Genomic DNA, 19,251 nt, shown 5'->3' on the forward strand with positions numbered 1-19,251 from the left:
CAGGTCAGCCGGTTCTCGTTGTCGTCCAGGAACGGGTCCTCGATGAGCCCGGCGGCCAGCAGATCGGTGTGCACGCACCCCGGCACCGTGGCCGGGACGTGGGAGACGCCCCCGTCCACCTGGTGAAGGGTCCAGCCGTCGTGTAGTGCCCTCAACTAACGCTCCCCGTGGATGTGGATGTGGTGCCGCCCCGCCGGACGAGGTGACCCGGTTTGACCTCCACCAGTGTGGAGGGTCCTTCTGGCACGTCCCCGGCGGGGGCGGCGGGTTCGCCGTCCCACCGGGCGGTGAGCCTCGGCACCGACGACAGCAGCCTGATCGTGTACGGGTGGAGGGGGTCGCCGAACACCATGTCGGTGGGACCGGACTCGACCACCTGCCCCCGGTACAGGACCACGGCCCGCTCGCTGATGTAGTTGCCCAGCGACAGGTCGTGGGTGACGAACAGCACCCCGAGGCCGCGCGACTTCAGGTCGGCGAGCAGGTTGAGGACGTCGATCCTGGTGGACGCGTCGAGCATGCTGGTGATCTCGTCGGCGACGAGGTACCTGAGGTCGAGCAGGAGCGCCCTGGCGATCAGCAGGCGCTGCAGCTGGCCGCCGCTGAGCTGGTGCGGATATCGGCCCAGGATCTGCCCGGGGTCGAGGCCGACGTCCTTGAGCGAGGTGTCGATCCTGCCCGCCCACTCGGAGGCGGCGACGCCGGGGAAGTACTCGTCCTTGATCATCCGAAGCACCCGGTCGGCGGTGAAGACCGGGTTGTAGCAGCTGAACGGATCTTGGAACACGCCCTGCACGTGCCGGTAGTACGCCTTGCCCGGCCTGGCGGGGGCGCCGTCGAGGGTGATCGTGCCTTTCGTCGGGCGCAGCAATCCCAGGACGGTCTTGCCGAGGGTCGTCTTGCCGCTGCCGCTCTCACCGATGAGGGAGACCACCTCCCCCGGCGCCAGGTCGAGGCTCACGTCGTCCACGGCGGTCAGGGTCGCGGTGCCGAAGGCACCCACCCTGTAGGTCTTGGTGACCCCTTCGAGTCTCAGCATCGTCCGAAATCCTTCGGGTCAGGCCTTCCAGCAGGCGACGTGATGGCCGGGGGCGACCTCGACCGGCGGCGGGTCCTCCGCGCACCTGTCGAAGGCCAGCGGGCAGCGGTCCCTGAACCGGCAGCCGGAGGGCGGGTCGAGCAGCGAGGGCGGCCTGCCGGGGATGCCGGAGAGCCTGCGTTCGGTGTGGCGGACGCCGACCTCGGGCAGTGAGGAGATCAGCATCCGCGTGTACGGGTGGCGCGGCTCGCTGACGATCACGCCCGCCGGGGCCTTCTCGGCCAGCCTTCCCGCGTACATGACCATGATCGTGTCGGCGATCTGGTATGTCAGCGAGATGTCGTGGGTGATGAAGATCATGCTGCGCACGAACCCCCGGTCCCTGAACTCCATCAGGGTCCTGGCCACGGCCTTCTGGGTCGACACGTCGAGCGCGGAGGTGATCTCGTCGGCGATGAGCAGGGACGGGTCGAGCAGGGTGGAGACGACCATCACCATCCGCTGCTTCATCCCGCCCGACAGCTCGATCGGGTAGCGCTCCAGCACCTCGCGGGGCAGCTCGACCAGGTCGAGGCGGCGTTCCAGCTCGGTGACGTCGAGGCGCTCGCCCCGGGAGGCGAGCAGCTCGGCGACCATCCGGCCTATCTTGCGGGTGGGGTTCAGCGCGCTCATGGAGTACTGCGGGATGAGGGAGACGCGGCTGAAGCGGAAGGCGTTCATCCGGCGGTCGTCGCCGATCGGCAGTTCCTCACCGTCCAGCTCGGCGCCGCCCCCGGCCAGCCGCATCCGGCCGTCCATCCTGATGAGGCTCTTGCCGAGGGTCGTCTTGCCGCAGCCGGACTCGCCCGCCAGGCCGAGGATCTCGCCGTCGCCCACGTCGAAGCTGACGCCGTCGAGCGCCCTGACCTCGCCGCGCAGGGTCCTGTAGTGGACCCGCAGGTCGTCCACGCGCAGGGTCATCGGACCGTCTCCTTCACTACAGCTCCCGCAGTTTCGGGTTGAACACCTCGTCCAGGCCGACGTTCATCACGTAGAGGGCGCCGACGATGGCGGTGATCCCGGCCCCCGGGGGGACGAACCACCACCACATGCCCAGGTGCAGGGCGCTCCAGCGGGCGGCGTTGTTGAGCATCAGACCGAGCGAGACGCCCTCGCTGGGGCCGAGCCCGATGAAGTCGAGCGAGGCCGCGATCAGGATCGACCCGCCGAACAGCAGGATGAAGGTCATGAAGAGGTACGAGCTCATGTTGGGCGCGATCTCCCTGGCGATGATCTTCCAGGTGCGCACGCCGCTGAGCCTGGCCAGGTCCACGAAGTCGCGCGAGCGCAGCGAGAACGTCTGGGCTCTGATGGCCCTGGCCGCCCAGGGCCAGGAGGTGAGCCCGATGAAGAGCGCCTGCACGCCGACGCTGCGGACGCCGAGGTAGGCGTTGACGATCAGCAGCACCGCCAGCGCGGGCAGGACCAGGACGATGTTGGTGAGCATGTTCAGCACCTCGTCGACCAGCCCGCCCCGGTATCCGGCGGTGAAGCCGACCACCATGCCGATGATCGCGGCCAGCCCGCCGCCGAGCACCCCCACCTGGAAGGTGACGCCCAGGCCGTAGACGAACTGGGCGAAGATGTCCTGGCCGAACATGGTGGTGCCGAACCAGCGCTCGGCCGAGGGCGGCGAGGCGGGGGTGGCGACGTAGGCGTTCGGGTCGCCCCCGACGATCACCGGGGCGGCGACGGCCAGGACGAGCAGCGGGACCAGCACGGCCAGCCCCGCCAGGAGCTTTCCGTTGCGCATCGCGAAGTACAGGCCCTCGCGGCGCCTCGCGGGCACGGCCGTCACGGCGGCCTTCCCCTCCGGGCGCGGGTCCGCGGGCACGGCGGTCACGCGGCCTCCCCTCCCATCCCGATCCTGGTGCGCGGGTCGACCAGGACGTAGACGATGTCGATGATGAAGTTGGCGACCAGCACGCCCACGACGATGAACAGGAAGGCCCCCTGCAGCAGGAAGAAGTCCTGGTTCTGGATCGCCATGAGGATCAGGTGGCCCAGCCCCGGATAGGAGAAGACGATCTCGGTGACCAGGGCTCCGGCCACGAGCACGCCGAGCTGCAGGGCCAGGCCGGTGATCTGCGGAAGGACCGCGTTCCTGAACGCGTAGCGCCGGATGAGCCTTCGCGACGCCCCGAGCGAGGACAGGTAGGTGGAGTAGTCGGCCTCCAGCTCATAGATGATCATGTTGCGCATACCGATCGCCCAGCCGCCGAACGCGACGAGGAAGAGCGAGGCGAACGGCAGGAACCAGTGCAGCGCCAGGTCCCCGACGAACTCCCACGACCAGTTGGGCCGCATGGAGAAGCTGTAGCCGCCGGAGACGGGGAAGATCCCCGCCACGACGCCCAGCCCCCAGGCCATCAGGATGGCCAGCCACATGTAGGGCGTGGCGGTGAGCACGTACCCGATCGGCAGTGCCGTGTTGTCCAGCCACTTCCGCCTGGCCGCGAAGGCTCCGAACCTGTTGCCCGCCCACCAGCTGAGCAGGATGGACGGGATGAGCAGCGCCAGCGTGTAGGGCACCGCCCGCACGATGACGTCGGTCACCGGAGTGGGGAACAGCCAGATGCTGGTCCCCAGGTCGCCCCGGAAGAGCGCGGCCCAGAAGTTGGCGTACTGCTCCCAGAGCGGCAGGTCGAGCCCGAACAGGCTCGTGTAGTGGGCGCGCATCGCCTCCACGGCGGCGGGCTGTGACACGTTGGCCCTGGCCAGCATGCTCTGGACCGGGTCGCCCGGCATGAAGCGCGGGATCATCCAGTTGATCGTGACGGCCACGAGGAAGGTGAGCCCGTACACGAGCAGCTTCCGGCCGAAATAGCGTCGCACGCGATCCTCCAGAATCGGCGAGATGGACCCCCTCCCCGCGCGGCCCCCGAACGGATCCAGGCGCGCGGGGAGGAGGTGAGGATCGCGGGGTCAGCCTCCGGCGGGCTTCAGCTCGGTCAGGGTCAGCACCCCGCCCAGCTCCAGCCAGTTGCGCCACATGGTCGGCGGCGTCTTGGGGGTGCTCGCGGCCGAGGACGGCCAGTTGGTCCAGACCGCGTTGCTGGTCTGCGCCCACAGGCCGTTGTACCAGAGGGGGATCACCGGCAGATCGTCCAGCTGGACCTTCTGAATCTCCGAGGCGACCTTCTTCATGCCCTCGGCGTCGTCGACCTTCTGGCCGTCGAGTTCCTGGACGAGGTCCCAGACCTTCTTGTTCTCGTAGCGGCCGAAGTTGACGGTGTTCTGCTGCTTGTTGATCGGCAGCCGGAACATGTAGTCGTAGTACATCCAGGGGGTGTTGGACAGCTGCCGCTCGTTGTTGAGCAGCAGGTCGAACTTGCCGGACCCGCGCTGGTCGACCAGCGCGTTGTAGTCGGGGAACTCGGGGGTGAGGTCGATCCCGGCCGCTTTGGCGCCCTCGGCGATGACCCGGCTCGCCTCCATCCAGTCGGTCCACCCGGCCGGAACGATGATCTTCAGCGAGGCCTTGGAGCCGTCCTTGTTCTCCACGAACCCGTCGCCGTCGCCGTCCTTGTATCCGGCGTCGGCCAGCAGCTTCTTCGCCTTCGCGGTGTCGAACGCGAAGCCCTTCTCGCCCACCACGGCCTGGTCGACGTACTTGTCCCACTGGGGCAGCAGCCCGGTGGGACTGGCCGCCTTGACCAGGTTGCCGTAGACACCCTCGACGATCTTCTTGGTGTCGATGGAGTTGGCGATCGCCTTGCGGAAGGCGGGGTCGTTCATCGGCTTCTTCGTGGTGTTGGGCACCAGGAAGGCGGTGTTGGCCGAGAGCATGTAGGGCGGTTCGGGGTAGTAGGTCTGGACGCCGAAGTTGCCCTTGACGAGGTTGGCCACCCCGGGCAGGAAGTTGTTGCTGAGGTCCAGGCCCTTCTGCAGCAGCAGGCCCATCGCGACCTCGTTGCTGGAGTTGACGACGTCGACGACGTACTTGGGCTTGACGTCCTTGCCCAGCGCCGCCGTGGCCCACCAGCCGTCGCGCTTGACCCAGGCCATCCGGTCCTGGTCGTGGCTGTGGTAGGCGTACGGCCCGGTGCCGACCGGCTTCTCGTTGACGCCGTTCAGCACCTCCTCCTCGGAGAGACCTTCCCAGATGTGCTTGGGGACGATCGCGTTGCTGTAGACCCAGTTGGCCCACTGCTGGTAGTTGGCCGTGGAGAAGGTGAATCTGACCGTGTTCGGGTCGACCGCCTCGACCTTCTCAAGCCAGTCCCACAGGTTGGCGTAGGGGACGGTCTTCATCTTGCCGAGTTCGACCGTGAAGACCACGTCGTCGGCGGTGAAGGGCTTGCCGTCGGCCCAGGTGACGCCCTGCCTGAGCTTGAGGTCGTAGGTCTTGTCGTCCGTCCAGGTGCCGCTCTCGGCCAGCCAGGGGGGGAACTTGTCCGTCTGGGGGTCGTACAGGAACAGGGTCTCGTAGACGAGTCCCTTGGTGCCGGTGGCCGAGTCCCAGGTCCGCAGCGGGTTCCAGTTGGCCGGAGGGCCCCACTGGGTGCCGCTGGTGTACAGGGTCTCGTTGCGGGGGAACGCGGCGTTCGCGCCGCTCGCCCCGCCCGCCCCGGCCGACGGGGCCGCGCCGCCGGAGCCCTGCGGCGCCCCGCTCGGAGCGGACGGCGTCGTGGACCCTCCGGTGCACCCGGCCACGACCATGCAGGCCGCCGCCCCGAGGATCGCGAACCTTCGTCGAATCCGCATCGACAGTCTCCTCTCCAGCATGGGAGCGCTCCCAACCGACCTAAGACGCGACCGCATGCGCTTGCTGAACCGGATAAGTATCGTGACCGTAAAGTCAATGTGTCGGTACTGTCAATAGGTCGCTGGACCGGTTCAGTTACAATCGCCACAATCGAGGAGAGGGGATCATGAGAAGACCGACGATCACGGACGTCGCCAAGCAGGCCGGGGTCTCGAAGGGCGCCGTCTCGTACGCCCTCAACGGGCAGCCCGGCGTGTCGGAGAGCACCCGCGCCAGGATCCTGGCGATCGCCGAGGAGATCGGCTGGCGCCCCAACAGCGCGGCCCGCGCCCTGAACGGCGCGCGGGCCCACACCGTCGGCCTGGCGCTGTGCCGCCCGGCCCGCACCCTCGGCATGGAGCCCTTCTTCATGGAGCTCATCAGCGGCATCGAGGGCGAGCTGTCGGCCCGCTCGTACGCGCTCATGCTGCAGGTGGTCGCCGACCACGAGCAGGAGGTCGCGGTCTACCGCCGGTGGTGGGGGGAGGGCCGCGTCGACGGCGCCATCCTGGTCGACCTGCACGTGGACGATCCCCGGGTCCCCGAGTTCGAGGCGCTGGGCCTGCCCACCGTGGTGATCGGCCATCCGTCGGGCGCGGGGTCGCTGGTCCCCGTCTGGTCCGACGACGGCGGCGCCGTCCGCGAGACGGTGGAGTATCTCGCCGCGCTCGGCCACCGCAGGATCGCCAGGATCGCCGGGCTGCCGCGCCTGGTCCACACCGTGCTGCGCGACCGCGCCTTCGCCGAGGCCTGCGACGGCGTCGCCGAGCACGTGACCGTGCACACCGACTACACCGGCGAGGAGGGCGCCCGTGCCACCCGGCGCCTGCTCAGCGCCCCCGGCCGGCCCACCGCGATCGTCTACGACAACGACATCATGGCCGTCGCCGGGCTGTCGGCCGCCCAGGAGCTGCGCCTGGACGTCCCGCGCGACCTGTCCGTCGTCGCCTGGGACGACTCCCCCCTCTCCCGGGTCGTCCGCCCCCCGCTGACCGCCCTGAGCCGCGACATCTCCGCCTACGGCGCCCACGCCGCCCGCAGGCTCCTGGCCCTCGTCGCCGGAGAGGAGGCGGGCCCGTACGAGGACGAGGTCGCCCGCCTCACCCCCAGGGCCAGCACCGCTCCCCCGCCCCGGTGAGGCGGCCCCCAGGACGCCTCGCGGGAGCCGCGTCAGGGCCACCTCAGGGCTTCGTCAGGGTGACGAGCAGCGCGGGGTGGTCGGTGTACCGCATGGAGATGACATCGGTGCGTTCGAAGCCCATGCTCGCCGCGAAGACGTGCTGCACGGCCCCGTCCCCCTTCCTGAAGAAGGGGGCGGAGTTGCAGTTCTGGACGTTCTGCCCGAACAGCGGCGCGTACCTCATGTTGAAGTCGCCCGCCAGGAAGGTCGGCCTGGTGGCGGCGCCCCGGTCGCGCAGCATGGCGATGGCGGCCTTGCACTGCGCCATGGCGACGTTCCCCGTGGTCGACAGGTGGGTGGTGCAGCCGGTCAGGTCGGAGAACTCGGCGCACACGTAGACGCGCCTCTCGCTCCCGCCGTCCTGGGTGGCGTAGACGCCCGAGAAGCTCGTCGCCCCCGTGGCGCGGAAGATCAGCCCGTTGCCGTACTCGTCCCCGTTGACGCAGCGCACCGGCGTGCCGTCGGGCCGCAGCGCCGGGGCGAACACCCGGTAGCCGTCCCCCATCGAGGGAGCCAGCTGGGCCAGGTCGTCACGGCAGATCTCGTTGAGCGTGACGACCTGCGGCTGCCTGGCGCCGATGATGTCGCGCGCCTCCTGGATGACACTGGCCCCGTTGAAGCAGGAGGTGTTGACGCCGCTGTGGCAGAGGTTGAGCTGCAGGACACGGTAACTCTGCGCGGCGGCCGCGGAGGGAACGGCGGTGACGGTCCCGGCCACGGCCAGCAGGACGACGAGAGGAAGGCGGGCGAGAGCATGGAGGCTGAACCACGAAAGGCGCATTTATCCTCTTATCTCGGACATGCCGAACGCATCAGTCGAACACGAAGCGGCCCCACAGAAGGCATCCGGGGCATTCACCGCCGAACGGCAACAGTGGCATATAAGGCCATCATGACGACTGGATCTAGATCGTCAACCGCGGGAACCGGCGGCCGCCGACACGGCCCCTCGGCCGGTGAACGCCGAAGGGCCGGTACGGCGGAACGCCGTACCGGCCCTTCAGGGTCTTGCCGCAGGACCCTCAGGTCCTACGAGGTGAATCAGCGGCCGTAACGGCTGCCACCGCTGCGCGGGGCGGAGCCACGGCCGTCGGCGCGGAACTCCCCGCCGCGGAAGCCGCCACCCTGGCGCTCGCCACGGAACGGCTCGCGCTCGCCCGCCGGACGCTCGGAGCGGAAGCCGCCACCGGCCGGGGCCGGACGGTCGGCGCGGAACGGCTCACGCCGCTCGCCACCGCGGTAGCCGCCGGCCGGACGGTCGGCGCGGAAGCCACCGCCCGCGGGACGCTCGGAGCGGAAGCCACCGCCGGCCGGGCGCTCGGAGCGGTACTGGCCGCCACCGGCGGCACCGGTGCCACGGTTGTCGTCACCGAAGGAACGCTCGCGGGGCGGCTGGCCCTCACCGGCGCCGTGGGCGGGACGGTCGGAGCGGAAGCGGCGCGGGCCACGCCCGCCGCCACCGTTGCCGTTGCCGCCGAAGCCGCCACGGCCCTGACGCTGCTTGGCGGCCGGCGCCGAGGGCTCCCAGACCGGGATCGGCTCGCCGCTGGGCATGCGCGCACCGGCGACCTCTCCCAGGCGCGGGTGGCCCGGGGTGGCCTTGATGCGGAACGGCTTGATGCCCGCGCGGCGGGTCATCGCGTCGGTGGAGCGGCGCTCGTTGGGGAGCACCAGCGTCATGACGGTGCCCTTCTCCCCGGCGCGAGCGGTACGGCCACCGCGGTGCAGGTAGCTCTTGTGGTCCTGGGGCGGGTCGACGTGCAGCACCAGGCTGATGTTGTCGACGTGGATGCCGCGGGCCGCGACGTCCGTGCAGACCAGGACGTTGATCGCGCCTTCCTTGAACTCGGCCAGGATGCGGGTGCGCTGGTTCTGGCGCTTGCCGCCGTGCAGGCCGCCGGCGCGGATGCCGACCTGGGCGAGCTGCTTGCACAGCCGGTCGACACCGTGCTGGGTGCGGACGAAGATGATCGTCCGGCCCTCGCGGTTGGCGATCTCGGCGGTCACCGGGAACTTGTCGTCGCGGTGCACCTCCAGCACGTGGTGCTCCATGGTGTCGACCGAGGAGGCGGCCGGGGACATGGAGTGGGTCACCGGGTTGGTGAGGAAGCGGCGGACCAGCTTGTCGACGTCGCCGTCGAGGGTGGCGGAGAACAGCAGGCGCTGGCTGTCGCCCGGCGTCTGCTGCAGGATCGCGCTGACGACCGGGAAGAAGCCGAGGTCGCACATGTGGTCGGCCTCGTCGAGGATCGTCACCTGGACCTCGTCCAGCATGCACTCACCCTGCTGCATGAGGTCGGTCAGACGGCCCGGCGTGGCCACGATGACCTCGACGCCGCGGCGCAGCGCCTCGATCTGACGGCCCATGGACATGCCGCCGACGACGGTCTTCATCCGCAGCGACAGGCCACGGCCGAGCGGCTCGAGCGCGTCGGTCACCTGCATGGCGAGCTCGCGGGTCGGGACGAGGACGACGGCCAGGGGGTGACCCGGACGGGCCTTGGCGCCGGCGATGCGGGTCATCATGGGCAGACCGAAGGCCAGCGTCTTGCCGGAGCCGGTCTGTCCGCGGCCGAGAACGTCGTGACCGGCGAGAATGTCGGGGATCGTGGCCCGCTGGATGGGGAAGGGACTGTCGATGCCCGAACGGGAGAGACCGGTGACCAGCGGCTTCGGCAGACCGAGGAGGGTGAACTCGGACGGACCCGCGGGGGCCTGGGAGATCTCAGCGATGTCGGTGATTTCGGGCAGAACAGCGTCAAGCATGGTCACGAAGACTCGTGCCTTTCGATAGAAGAACGGGGCACGTCACTTCTGCGAAAGGACGAGCCTGGAACGCACGGCCTGAGGCCGCGCTGGATCAACGCCCACATGGGGGCGGTAGTGCGGTGCAAGTCGAGGCGCACCGCACGGGGCGGGTCTAGCTTACCCGCACGCAGTCAAACCACGATCAAGCATACCCGGCGTTCGCAGTGCCGGGTTCGGTCGGGGCGTCCGGCATCAGCCGGTCGCTTGTCCGTCGAATGGAGTCAACACTCCTGGCCGGGCTTTTCTTCCCGGCCTCGGGAATCCTCTCACACAATTGGGCACGGCCCGAACCCAGGGGGTGCGAGCCGTACCGGGAGCCACGTCTCAGACGTTGAAACCGAGCATCCGGAGCTGCTCGCGTCCCTCGTCAGTGATCTTGTCCGGGCCCCACGGCGGGAGCCACACCCAGTTGATCTTCACGTTGGAGACCATGCCCTCCAGGGCCGAGTGCGCCTGGTCCTCGATGACGTCGGTCAGCGGGCAGGCCGCGCTGGTCAGCGTCATGTCGATGGTGGCGACCGGCAGGGTGGCACCATCGGCGCCTTCGGCACCCTCGACGGCCTCGGCGGCGTCCAGGTGGAGCCCGTAGATCAGGCCCAGGTCGACGACGTTGATGCCGAGCTCGGGGTCCACGACGTCCTTGAGGGCCTCCATGACCTCGTCATGGGTGGTGTCCCCGTCGTACGCCGTGGTGGGTGTCTCTACAGCCTTGCTCATTTGGTGCTCCTCACGACCGCGTCCTTGTAGGCCATCCAAGCCAGTAGCGCGCACTTCACGCGGGCGGGGAACTTGGCGACCCCGGCGAAGGCGACGGCGTCGCCCAGTACGTCCTCGTCCGCCTCGACCTTTCCCCTGCCCTGCATGAGCCGGGTGAACTCGTCCACGACGCCGAGGCTGTCGTGGACGGTCGAGCCGGTGGCCAGCTCGTGCAGCACGGAGGCCGCGGCCTGGCTGATGGAACAGCCCTGCCCGTCGTAGGAGACGTCCTCGACCTTGCCTCCGTCGCCCAGTTTCACACGCATGGTGATCTCGTCACCACACGTCGGGTTCACGTGGTGGACCTCGGCGTCGTACGGATCGCGGAGCCCCCTCCCCTGCGGGTGCTTGTAGTGCTCCAGGATCAGCTCCTGGTACATGGACTCGGCGATCATAGGGTCGTGCTCACCTTCTCGTTCGCTGCGCCGTGCGCTCGTGCATCGCCGGGCGCCGTGCGGCGGGCGTCTTTCGCCCGCCGTTCGCCCGTCCGCCGGCTCGACTGCTCGGGCATGGCTAGGCGAACACCTTCCGCACGTGGTGGAGGCCGCGGACCAGGGCGTCGATCTCGGCCGGTGTGTTGTACAGATAGAAGGACGCCCGCGTGGTCGCGGGAATCCCGAATCGCAGATGGAGCGGGCGGGCGCAGTGGTGTCCCACGCGCACGGCCACGCCGAAGTTGTCATCCAGGATCTGCCCGACGTCGTGCGGGTGAATCCCCTCAAGGGTGAACGAGACCGTGCCACCCCGGTCGGCGAGGTCCGTCGGGCCGATCACCCTCAGCCCCGGGATCTCCCCCAGGGCACCGAGCGCGTACGCGGTGAGCTCGCGCTCGTGGCGCACGACGGCGTCCATCCCGATCTCGGACAGGTAGTCGACCGCGGCGCCGAGGCCGATGGCCTCGACGATCGGCGGGGTGCCCGCCTCGAACTTGTGCGGCGCGGGCGCGTAGGTCGAGTGGTCCATCCAGACCGCCTCGATCATCTCGCCGCCGCCCATGAACGGGGGCATCGCCTCCAGCAGCTCACCGCGGGCCCACAGCACGCCGACCCCCGACGGGCCGACGACCTTGTGGCCGGTGAAGGCCAGGAAGTCGACGCCCAGCGCGGCCACGTCCACCCGCTGGTGGGGCACCGACTGGGAGGCGTCGAGCATCATCAGCGCGCCGACCTCGCGGACCCTGGCGAGCACCGGGGCCACCGGGTTGACCGTGCCCAGCACGTTCGACTGGTGCACGATCGAGACGATCTTCGTGCGCTCGGTGACGAGCTCGCCGAGGTTGGACAGGTCCAGGCGGCCCTCGTCGGTGACGGAGAACCACCGCAGCGTCGCGCCGGTGCGCTGCGCGAGCATCTGCCACGGCACGATGTTGGAGTGGTGCTCCATCTCGGAGATGACGATCTCGTCGCCCGGGCCGAGCCTGAAGCGGGGGTCGGTGCCGATGGGGTTGCCGAAGGCGTACGCCACCAGGTTGAGCGCCTCGGAGGCGTTCTTGGTGAAGACGACCTCGTCACGGTCGGGCGCGCCGATGAAGGCCGCGATCTTGTCACGGGCGTTCTCGTACGCCTCGGTGGACTCCGCGCCCAGCACGTGCATGGCGCGGCCGACGTTGCTGTAGTGCATCGCCATGTGCTCGCGCATCACCTCGACCACCTGCGTCGGCTTCTGCGCGGAGTTGCCCGAGTCGAGGTAGATCAGCGGCCTTCCGCCGGGAAGCTCGCGGGAGAGGACCGGGAAGTCCTTCCTGATCCTCTCCACGTCAAGGCCGGTCTCCATCAGGCCGACGCCTTCGTGTAGGCCTCGTAGCCCTCGGCCTCGAGCTTCTCGGCGAGCTCGGGGCCGCCCTGCTCCACGATCCGCCCGGCGGAGAAGACGTGGACGAAGTCCGGCTTCACGTAGCGCAGGATGCGGGTGTAGTGGGTGATGAGCAGCACGCCGGTCTCGTCGGAGCGGAAGCGGTTGATGCCCTCGGAGACCACGCGCAGCGCGTCGACGTCGAGGCCGGAGTCGGTCTCGTCGAGAACGGCGATCTTCGGCTTGAGGAGCTCCAGCTGGAGGATCTCGTGGCGCTTCTTCTCACCGCCGGAGAAGCCCTCGTTGACGTTGCGCTGGGCGAAGGCCGCGTCGATGGACAGGGCGTCCATGCCGGCCTTGAGGTCCTTGGCGAACTCGCGGAGCTTGGGGGCCTCGCCGCGGATGGAGGTGACGGCGGTGCGCAGGAAGTTGGAGACGCTGACGCCGGGGACCTCGACCGGGTACTGCATGGCGAGGAACAGCCCGGCGCGGGCGCGCTCGTCGACCGTGAGCTCCAGCAGGTCGACCCCGTCGAGCAGGACCTGGCCACCGGTGATGGTGTATTTGGGGTGGCCCGCGATCGCGTAGGCGAGCGTGGACTTGCCGGAGCCGTTGGGGCCCATGATGGCGTGGGTCTCTCCGGCCCGCACGGTCAGATTGACGCCGCGCAGGATCTCCTTGTCGGCGACGGTGACGTGCAGGTCGCGGATCTCCAGGGTGGAACCCGAGGGGACTCGGCTCGTGTCAGACACTTTATGACTCCTTCGAGAGCGAGACGAGGACGTCATCGCCATCGATCTTTACTCGGTATACGGGGACGGGCTTGTTGGCGGGCGGCCCGGTGGGCTTGCCCGAACGCAGGTCGAAGCACGAGCCGTGCAGCCAGCACTCCAGAGTGCCGTCGTAGACCTCTCCCTCGCTGAGTTTCACCTCGGCGTGGGAGCAGACGTCGTGCAGCGCGAAGACCTCCTCGCCCCGGCGGACCAGGGCGACGGGGGTGTCGTCGACCTCAAGGCCGATCACTCCCTCGTCGGGGATGTCGGCGAGCTTGCAGACCTTCTCGAACGTCACTTCTCAAGCTCCGCCTCAACCCGGGCGAGCACCCGCTCGCGAAGCTCGGGAACCTCGATCTTCTCCAGCAGCTGCGCGAAGAAGCCCCTGATGACGAGGCGGCGCGCGTCCTCGAAGGGGATGCCGCGGGCCTGGAGATAGAAGATGTGCTCGTCGTCGAGACGGCCCGAGGCGCTGGCGTGACCCGCTCCGGCGACCTCGCCGGTGAGGATCTCCAGGTTGGGCACCGAGTCGGCGCGGGCGCCGTCGGTGAGCAGCAGGTTGCGGTTGAGCTCGTAGGTGTCGGTGCCCTCGGCCTCGACGCGGATGATGACGTCGCCGATCCAGACCGCGTGGGCGTCCTGGCCCTGCAGCGCGCCGCGGTAGTCGACGTTGCTCCGGCAGTCGGGCCGGGAGTGGTCGACGAGCAGGCGGTGCTCCAGGTGCTGGCCGGCGTCGACGAAGTAGAGGCCGTTCAGCTCGGCGTCGCCGCCGGGGCCCTCGTAGGAGACCGACGGGGACAGCCTGACCAGGTCGCCGCCGAGGGTGACCACGAAGCCGCGGAAGGTCGCGTCCTTGGCCAGCAGGGCGTGGTGGTGGGAGACGTGCACGGCGTCGTCGGCCCAGTCCTGCAGGCTGACGACCTTGAGCGTGGCGCCCTCGCCCACGACGAACTCGACGTTGTCGGCGTAGACGGCGCTGCCCTGGTGGTCGAGGACGACCACGGCCTCGGCCATCGGCTCCAGCTTCACGACCGTGTGGCCGTACGCGGCGCCCTGGCCGGACCCGGTGAGGGTGATCACGGTCGGCTTGGAGGCGACGGCCTCGCGCGCCACCGTGATCACGGTGGCCTTCTCGAAGGAGGCGTAGGCCTGGGCGCTGACCCGGTCGGCGGGCACGTAGGCCTTGCCGACCCGCTGGTCGTCGCGGCCGACGGTCTCCACGGTGACCTCGGGGGCGGCGTCGACGTGCACGACCACGTTCGCGGAGGCCGCGACGCCCTCGTGCAGGCCCTTGAGCCGGGAGAGCGGGGTGAAGCGCCACTCCTCCTCCCGGCCGGTCGGTACCTCGAAGTCGGCCACGTCGTACGAGGCCTTCTCGTGGAGGGTCGACAGGGGTTTGCCGGTGTCGAGACCCATCAGCCGACGGCTCCTTCCATCTGAAGCTCGATCAGGCGGTTCAGCTCCAGGGCGTACTCCATCGGGAGCTCGCGGGCGATCGGCTCGACGAAGCCCCGGACGATCATCGCCATCGCCTCGTCCTCGCCCATACCGCGGCTCATCAGGTAGAAGAGCTGGTCGTCGGAGACCTTGGAGACGGTGGCCTCGTGCCCCATGGAGACGTCGTCCTCACGCACGTCCACGTAGGGGTAGGTGTCGGAGCGGCTGATCTGGTCGACGAGGAGCGCGTCGCACTTGACGGTGCTGGCGCTGCCGTGAGCGCCCTCCTCGATCTGGACCAGGCCGCGGTAAGAAGTGCGGCCGCCGCCACGGGCGACGGACTTGGAGATCACCGAGGAGCTGGTGTTCGGCGCGAGGTGCACCATCTTGGCCCCGGCGTCCTGGTGCTGGCCCTCACCGGCGAAGGCGACGCTGAGGGTCTCGCCCTTGGCGTGCTCACCCATGAGGTAGACGGCCGGGTACTTCATGGTGACCTTGGAGCCGATGTTGCCGTCGACCCACTCCATGGTCGCGCCCTCGTACGCCACGGCGCGCTTGGTGACCAGGTTGTAGACGTTGTTCGACCAGTTCTGGATGGTCGTGTAACGGCAGCGCGCGCCCTTCTTCACGATGATCTCCACGACCGCGCTGTGCAGCGAGTCGGAGGAGTAGATCGGCGCGGTACAGCCCTCGACGTAGTGGACGTAGGAGTTCTCGTCCACGATGATCAGGGTCCGCTCGAACTGGCCCATGTTCTCGGTGTTGATCCGGAAGTAGGCCTGGAGCGGGATCTCCACGTTGACGTTCGGCGGCACGTAGATGAAGCTGCCGCCGCTCCAGGTGGCCGTGTTCAGCGCGGCGAACTTGTTGTCGCCGACGGGGATCACGGTCCCGAAGTACTCCTTGAAGATCTCCTCGTGCTCCTTGAGGGCGGTGTCGGTGTCGACGAAGATGACACCCTTCTCCTCAAGGTCCTCACGGATCTTGTGGTAGACCACCTCGGACTCGTACTGGGCGGCGACGCCGGCGACCAGGCGCTGCTTCTCCGCCTCGGGGATGCCGAGCCTGTCGTAGGTGTTCTTGATGTCGTCCGGCAGGTCCTCCCAGGAGGCGGCCTGCTTCTCGGTCGAGCGCACGAAGTACTTGATGTTGTCGAAGTCGATCCCGCTGAGGTCTGAGCCCCAGTTGGGCATGGGCTTCTTGCCGAAGAGGCGAAGCCCCTTCAGGCGAAGGTCCAGCATCCACTCCGGCTCGCTCTTCAGCGCGGAGATATTGCGGACGACCTCTTCGGACAGGCCACGTCGGGCCGTCGCTCCCGCGGCGTCCGAGTCGGCCCAGCCGAACTTGTAATTCCCGAGGCCTTCCAGCTCCGGGCGGTCGGTGACAGTCACCTTCCGGTCTCCTTGCTCGATATGTCGATCGTTTCGTGGATTGCCGGCGATTGCGCCGGGTCGGGTGCCGGGGAGCCCGTCGCGCGCTCCCTCGCGCCCGGCCCGGATGTCCTGTGGGGACTCACGTGCGTGGTGCACACGCCGTCACCGTGGGCGATGGTCGCGAGCCGCTGCACGGGGGTGCCGAGGATGCGCGCGAACGCCTCCGTCTCGGCCTCGCACAGCTGCGGGAACTCCGCGGCCACGTGCGCCACCGGGCAGTGGTGCTGGCACAGCTGCTCGCCGCCGAGGCTGGCCTTGCTCGCCGAGGCGGCGTAGCCGTCGGCCGACAGCGCCTCGGCGAGGACGCGGACCCGCTGGTCCTCGGGGACCTCGCTCATCTTCGGCCTCAGGCGGTCGACCAGGCCGGCCACCTGTGACCGGGCGAACTCCGCCACGGCCTCCTCGCCCACGCGCTCGGCCAGGAAACGCAGCGCGCTCCCGGCGAGGCCGTCGTAGGCGTGCTCGAAGGCGCTGCGGCCCGCGTCGGTTATCGCGAACAGCTTGGCCGGTCGCCCGCGCCCGCGCTGGCCTCGCGGCCTGGCGGTGCGAGCCTCGGCCATCCCCTCGGCCAGCAGGGCGTCGAGATGCCTGCGGACGGCGGCGGGGGTGAGACCGAGCCGCTCGCCGAGGGCGGCGGCGGTGACGGGGCCGTGCTCCAGGATGAGCCGGGCGACACGCGCTCGCGTGCTGCGCTCGGCGGACACGCCGGAGGGCCGCGCGACGGCGGCTCCCTCGGTGTCTCGCATCCCGGTCACGTATTTCACAACATCAGTGTGCCGTAATTGCTTCCCGAGTTACAAACCCTGTGTCCAGTCGTCCGGAATGTGGTTCGTCACGCAGGTAAGCCTTACCTAAGCTGGGGAAACGCTCCGCGCGGTCCCTCTCAGGCCGACGAAGGCGGCGAGCGCGGCGACGGTGAAACCGGCCAGGACGACGGCCATCGGCAGGGCCGATCCCTCGCCACCCAGCCCCACCAGCGGAGCAGCGAGCGCGCCGAGCGCGAACTGCAGCACGCCCGTCAGCGCGGCCGCGCTCCCGGCGATCTGCGCGGGCTGGCTGGCCAGGGCGAGCGCGCCGCTGCCCGGCAGGACGAAGCCCGCCCCGCACATCATCACGAACAGCGCGGCGACCAGCACCGGCAGGGGCAGGTGCAGCAGGGCCGTGACGAGCACCCCGGCCGCCCCGGCCACGCTCAGGAACAGCCCGGCGAGGATCAGCCTGGCCGGGTCCAGGCGCCCGGCGAGACGCCCGCCGATCTGCGCGGTGACGGTCAGGCCCAGCGCGTTCAGCCCGAACACCAGGGAGAAGGTCTGCGCCGAGGTGTCGTAGACGTCCTGGAGCACGAAGGGCGACCCGGAGATGTAGGCGAACATGGCCGCGAAGCCCAGTCCCCCGGCCAGGGTGGCGGCCATGAAGGAGCGGTCGCGGAGCAGGTGCCAGAAGGTGACGAGGGTGTGCCGGAGCCCGCCGCTCTCGCGCCGGCCGGCGGGCAGCGTCTCACGTACCCCGGACAGCGCGGAGACCAGCAGCAGGAGCCCCGCGACGCTCAGCGCGACGAACACGCCTCGCCAGGAGGTGTGGTCGAGCAGTTGCGCGCCCGCGATCGGGGCCAGGATCGGCGCGAGGCCGGTGACGAGCATGAGGGTGGCGAAGATGCGGGCGATGGCCGCCCCCTCGTACAGGTCGCGGACGACCGCGCGGACGATCACCAGCGCGGCGCCGCCCGCGATGCCCTGGAGCAGGCGGAATCCGACCAGCCCGTACACCGAGGGCGAGAAGGCGCACAGCAGGGAGGCCACGGCGTAGGCGGCGATGCCGATCAGCAGCGGGCCCCGCCGGCCGCGCGTGTCGCTGATCGGGCCCGCGACGACCTGCCCGACGGAGAACCCGACGAGGCAGGCGGTGAGGGTGAGCTGCACCTCGGCCTGCCCGCTGCCCAGGTCGGCGGCGATGGAGGGGAAGGCGGGCAGGTACATGTCGATCGACAGGGGACCGACCGCCGACAGCGCGCCCAGGATGAGCAGTAGCAGTGTCCTGCGCCGTGCGATCGGCGCCACCTCCGGCTCGATGACGGCCGTGGTCATACCCTTGTCCCCTTTTGATTGCAGGCCACGCCCTCTGGTCACGGGCGACGACGGGCCCACAGGGGCCGAAGCGTCCCAACCAATAGCCGGTCATCCGAATTCCTATATTTCGGAAATTTCCTCGGAAAAACCTTCAAGCGCTGACCGGCCGAGGAGCCGGATGGGCCCAGTTCCGGGCGGGAAACGGGCTCGGGCCGACCCGGGACGCGCGGTCCGGGAACGTGACCGGCGGACACAGTCCCTAAACTCGTGGCCATGGACTCCCCAGCCGTCGAGATCGTCGACCTGGTCAAGAGATACGGCGGGACGACCGCGATCGACGGCCTGACCTTCAACGCCGCCCGCGGCGCGGTCACCGCGGTGCTGGGCCCCAACGGGGCCGGCAAGACCTCCACGCTGGAGATCTGCGAGGGATTCCGCCGGGCCGACGGCGGCGCCGTGAGGGTGCTCGGGCTCGACCCGTCGAGGCCGGAGCTGCGGGCCAGGGTCGGGGTGATGCTCCAGGCGGGCGGCGTTCCCCCCGCGTCCCGCTGCGGGCAGTGGCTGCGGCTGATGGCCCGCTTCCACGCCCACCCGCTCGACCCCGCGGCCCTGCTGGAGCGGCTGGGGCTGAGCGAGCACGCCCGCACCCCGTACCGCAGGCTCTCCGGTGGCCAGCAGCAGCGCGTGTCGCTGGCGGGAGCGGTCATCGGCCGCCCCGAGCTGGTCTTCCTCGACGAGCCGACCGCGGGCCTGGACCCGCAGGCCAGACGTGCCTGCTGGGAGCTGATCGAGGACCTGCGCGCGAGCGGGGTCTCGGTGGTGCTCACCACCCACCACATGGACGAGGCGGAGAGGCTCTCCGACCAGATTGTGATCATCGACCGCGGCAGGGTGGTCGCCGAGGGCACGCCCTCGGCCCTCACCGGCGCCGAGCGGCAGCTGCGCTTTCGCGCCCGGCCCGGCCTCTGCCTGGACGAGCTGCTCGCCGCCCTGCCCGACGGCAGCGCGGCCAAGGAGTCGCCGGCGGGGCACTACATCATCGAGGGGCAGGTCGCGCCCGGCCTCCTGGCCACCGTGACGACCTGGTGCGCCGCCGAGGGGGTGACCGCCGACGACCTCAGCATCGAGCGGCGCACCCTGGAGGACGTCTTCCTGGAGCTGACCGGGCATGAGCTCCGGTGA

General features: G+C 69.6%; 19 protein-coding genes. 2 read left to right on the forward strand and 17 right to left on the reverse strand.

Annotated elements, in window-relative coordinates; all coding sequences use genetic code 11:
• The 6 genes from ACSDR0_RS26635 to ACSDR0_RS26660 form a co-directional block, all read right to left on the reverse strand.
• The coding region (locus tag ACSDR0_RS26635) for a glycosyl hydrolase 2 galactose-binding domain-containing protein (RefSeq protein WP_435291697.1) at positions 1-155 on the reverse strand (155 nt) is incomplete at its 3' end.
• Positions 152-1,039 (reverse strand): ATP-binding cassette domain-containing protein, encoded by an 888-nt coding sequence (locus ACSDR0_RS26640; RefSeq protein ID WP_435291613.1) that lies wholly within the window; start codon positions 1,037-1,039, stop codon positions 152-154. The genes ACSDR0_RS26635 and ACSDR0_RS26640, both read right to left, overlap by 4 nt.
• Positions 1,040-1,057: 18 nt before the next feature.
• Positions 1,058-1,999, reverse strand: coding sequence for an ABC transporter ATP-binding protein (locus ACSDR0_RS26645; RefSeq protein WP_435291614.1), 942 nt, complete (start codon positions 1,997-1,999; stop codon positions 1,058-1,060).
• Positions 2,000-2,015: 16 nt separating this feature from the next.
• A complete protein-coding gene (locus ACSDR0_RS26650; protein WP_435291615.1) occupies positions 2,016-2,921 on the reverse strand; it encodes an ABC transporter permease in 906 nt (301 codons plus the stop codon).
• Positions 2,918-3,913, reverse strand: a complete 996-nt coding sequence (locus ACSDR0_RS26655; RefSeq protein ID WP_435291616.1) for an ABC transporter permease — start codon at positions 3,911-3,913, stop codon at positions 2,918-2,920. Before ACSDR0_RS26655 ends, ACSDR0_RS26650 begins: the two co-directional genes overlap by 4 nt.
• Before the next feature lie 90 nt (positions 3,914-4,003).
• Positions 4,004-5,785: an ABC transporter substrate-binding protein gene (locus tag ACSDR0_RS26660; RefSeq protein ID WP_435291617.1), complete on the reverse strand. Its 1,782-nt coding sequence runs from the start codon at positions 5,783-5,785 to the stop codon at positions 4,004-4,006.
• A gap of 167 nt (positions 5,786-5,952) precedes the next feature.
• On the opposite strand from ACSDR0_RS26660, the gene ACSDR0_RS26665 reads away from it, so the two are divergent.
• A complete protein-coding gene (locus tag ACSDR0_RS26665) occupies positions 5,953-6,963 on the forward strand; it encodes a LacI family DNA-binding transcriptional regulator (RefSeq protein WP_435291618.1) in 1,011 nt (336 codons plus the stop codon).
• A gap of 43 nt (positions 6,964-7,006) precedes the next feature.
• On the opposite strand, the gene ACSDR0_RS26670 is transcribed toward ACSDR0_RS26665, so the two are convergent.
• The 11 genes from ACSDR0_RS26670 to ACSDR0_RS26720 all read right to left on the reverse strand — a co-directional run bounded on the left by ACSDR0_RS26670 (position 7,007) and on the right by ACSDR0_RS26720 (position 18,087).
• A complete protein-coding gene (locus tag ACSDR0_RS26670; protein WP_435291619.1) occupies positions 7,007-7,786 on the reverse strand; it encodes an endonuclease/exonuclease/phosphatase family protein in 780 nt (259 codons plus the stop codon).
• Positions 7,787-8,046: 260 nt separating this feature from the next.
• Positions 8,047-9,771 (reverse strand): DEAD/DEAH box helicase, encoded by a 1,725-nt coding sequence (locus tag ACSDR0_RS26675; protein WP_435291620.1) that lies wholly within the window; start codon positions 9,769-9,771, stop codon positions 8,047-8,049.
• Between the two features lie 366 nt (positions 9,772-10,137).
• Entirely contained in the window at positions 10,138-10,530 is a 393-nt protein-coding gene (locus ACSDR0_RS26680; RefSeq protein ID WP_435291621.1) for a metal-sulfur cluster assembly factor, read from the reverse strand.
• Positions 10,527-10,964 carry a Fe-S cluster assembly sulfur transfer protein SufU gene (sufU, locus tag ACSDR0_RS26685; protein WP_435291622.1) on the reverse strand — a complete coding sequence of 146 codons (438 nt, stop codon included), beginning with the start codon at positions 10,962-10,964 and terminating at the stop codon, positions 10,527-10,529. Before sufU ends, ACSDR0_RS26680 begins: the two co-directional genes overlap by 4 nt.
• Positions 10,965-11,082: 118 nt before the next feature.
• Positions 11,083-12,342: a cysteine desulfurase gene (locus tag ACSDR0_RS26690; protein WP_435291623.1), complete on the reverse strand. Its 1,260-nt coding sequence runs from the start codon at positions 12,340-12,342 to the stop codon at positions 11,083-11,085.
• Positions 12,342-13,112, reverse strand: coding sequence for a Fe-S cluster assembly ATPase SufC (gene sufC, locus ACSDR0_RS26695; protein ID WP_435291624.1), 771 nt, complete (start codon positions 13,110-13,112; stop codon positions 12,342-12,344). The genes ACSDR0_RS26690 and sufC overlap by 1 nt, the downstream gene beginning before the upstream one ends.
• Before the next feature lies 1 nt (position 13,113).
• Positions 13,114-13,431 carry a Rieske (2Fe-2S) protein gene (locus ACSDR0_RS26700; protein WP_435291625.1) on the reverse strand — a complete coding sequence of 106 codons (318 nt, stop codon included), beginning with the start codon at positions 13,429-13,431 and terminating at the stop codon, positions 13,114-13,116.
• Positions 13,428-14,549 carry a Fe-S cluster assembly protein SufD gene (sufD, locus tag ACSDR0_RS26705; protein ID WP_435291626.1) on the reverse strand — a complete coding sequence of 374 codons (1,122 nt, stop codon included), beginning with the start codon at positions 14,547-14,549 and terminating at the stop codon, positions 13,428-13,430. The genes ACSDR0_RS26700 and sufD overlap by 4 nt, the downstream gene beginning before the upstream one ends.
• The gene (gene sufB / locus ACSDR0_RS26710; RefSeq protein WP_435291627.1) at positions 14,549-15,961 is read right to left on the reverse strand and encodes a Fe-S cluster assembly protein SufB; all 1,413 of its coding nucleotides are present in this window, start codon (positions 15,959-15,961) and stop codon (positions 14,549-14,551) included. Before sufB ends, sufD begins: the two co-directional genes overlap by 1 nt.
• On the reverse strand, positions 15,958-16,749 hold the full coding sequence (locus tag ACSDR0_RS26715; RefSeq protein ID WP_435291698.1) for a helix-turn-helix transcriptional regulator: 792 nt from the start codon (positions 16,747-16,749) through the stop codon (positions 15,958-15,960). The genes sufB and ACSDR0_RS26715 overlap by 4 nt, the downstream gene beginning before the upstream one ends.
• A 105-nt stretch (positions 16,750-16,854) precedes the next feature.
• The gene (locus ACSDR0_RS26720) at positions 16,855-18,087 is read right to left on the reverse strand and encodes a multidrug effflux MFS transporter (protein ID WP_435291628.1); all 1,233 of its coding nucleotides are present in this window, start codon (positions 18,085-18,087) and stop codon (positions 16,855-16,857) included.
• 255 nt (positions 18,088-18,342) lie between these two features.
• Between ACSDR0_RS26720 and ACSDR0_RS26725 the strand changes: the two genes are divergently transcribed.
• Positions 18,343-19,251 (forward strand): ABC transporter ATP-binding protein, encoded by a 909-nt coding sequence (locus ACSDR0_RS26725; protein ID WP_435291629.1) that lies wholly within the window; start codon positions 18,343-18,345, stop codon positions 19,249-19,251.

This window comes from Streptosporangium sp. G11 (genome assembly GCF_051192615.1).
Taxonomy (GTDB): Bacteria; Actinomycetota; Actinomycetes; order Streptosporangiales; family Streptosporangiaceae; genus Streptosporangium.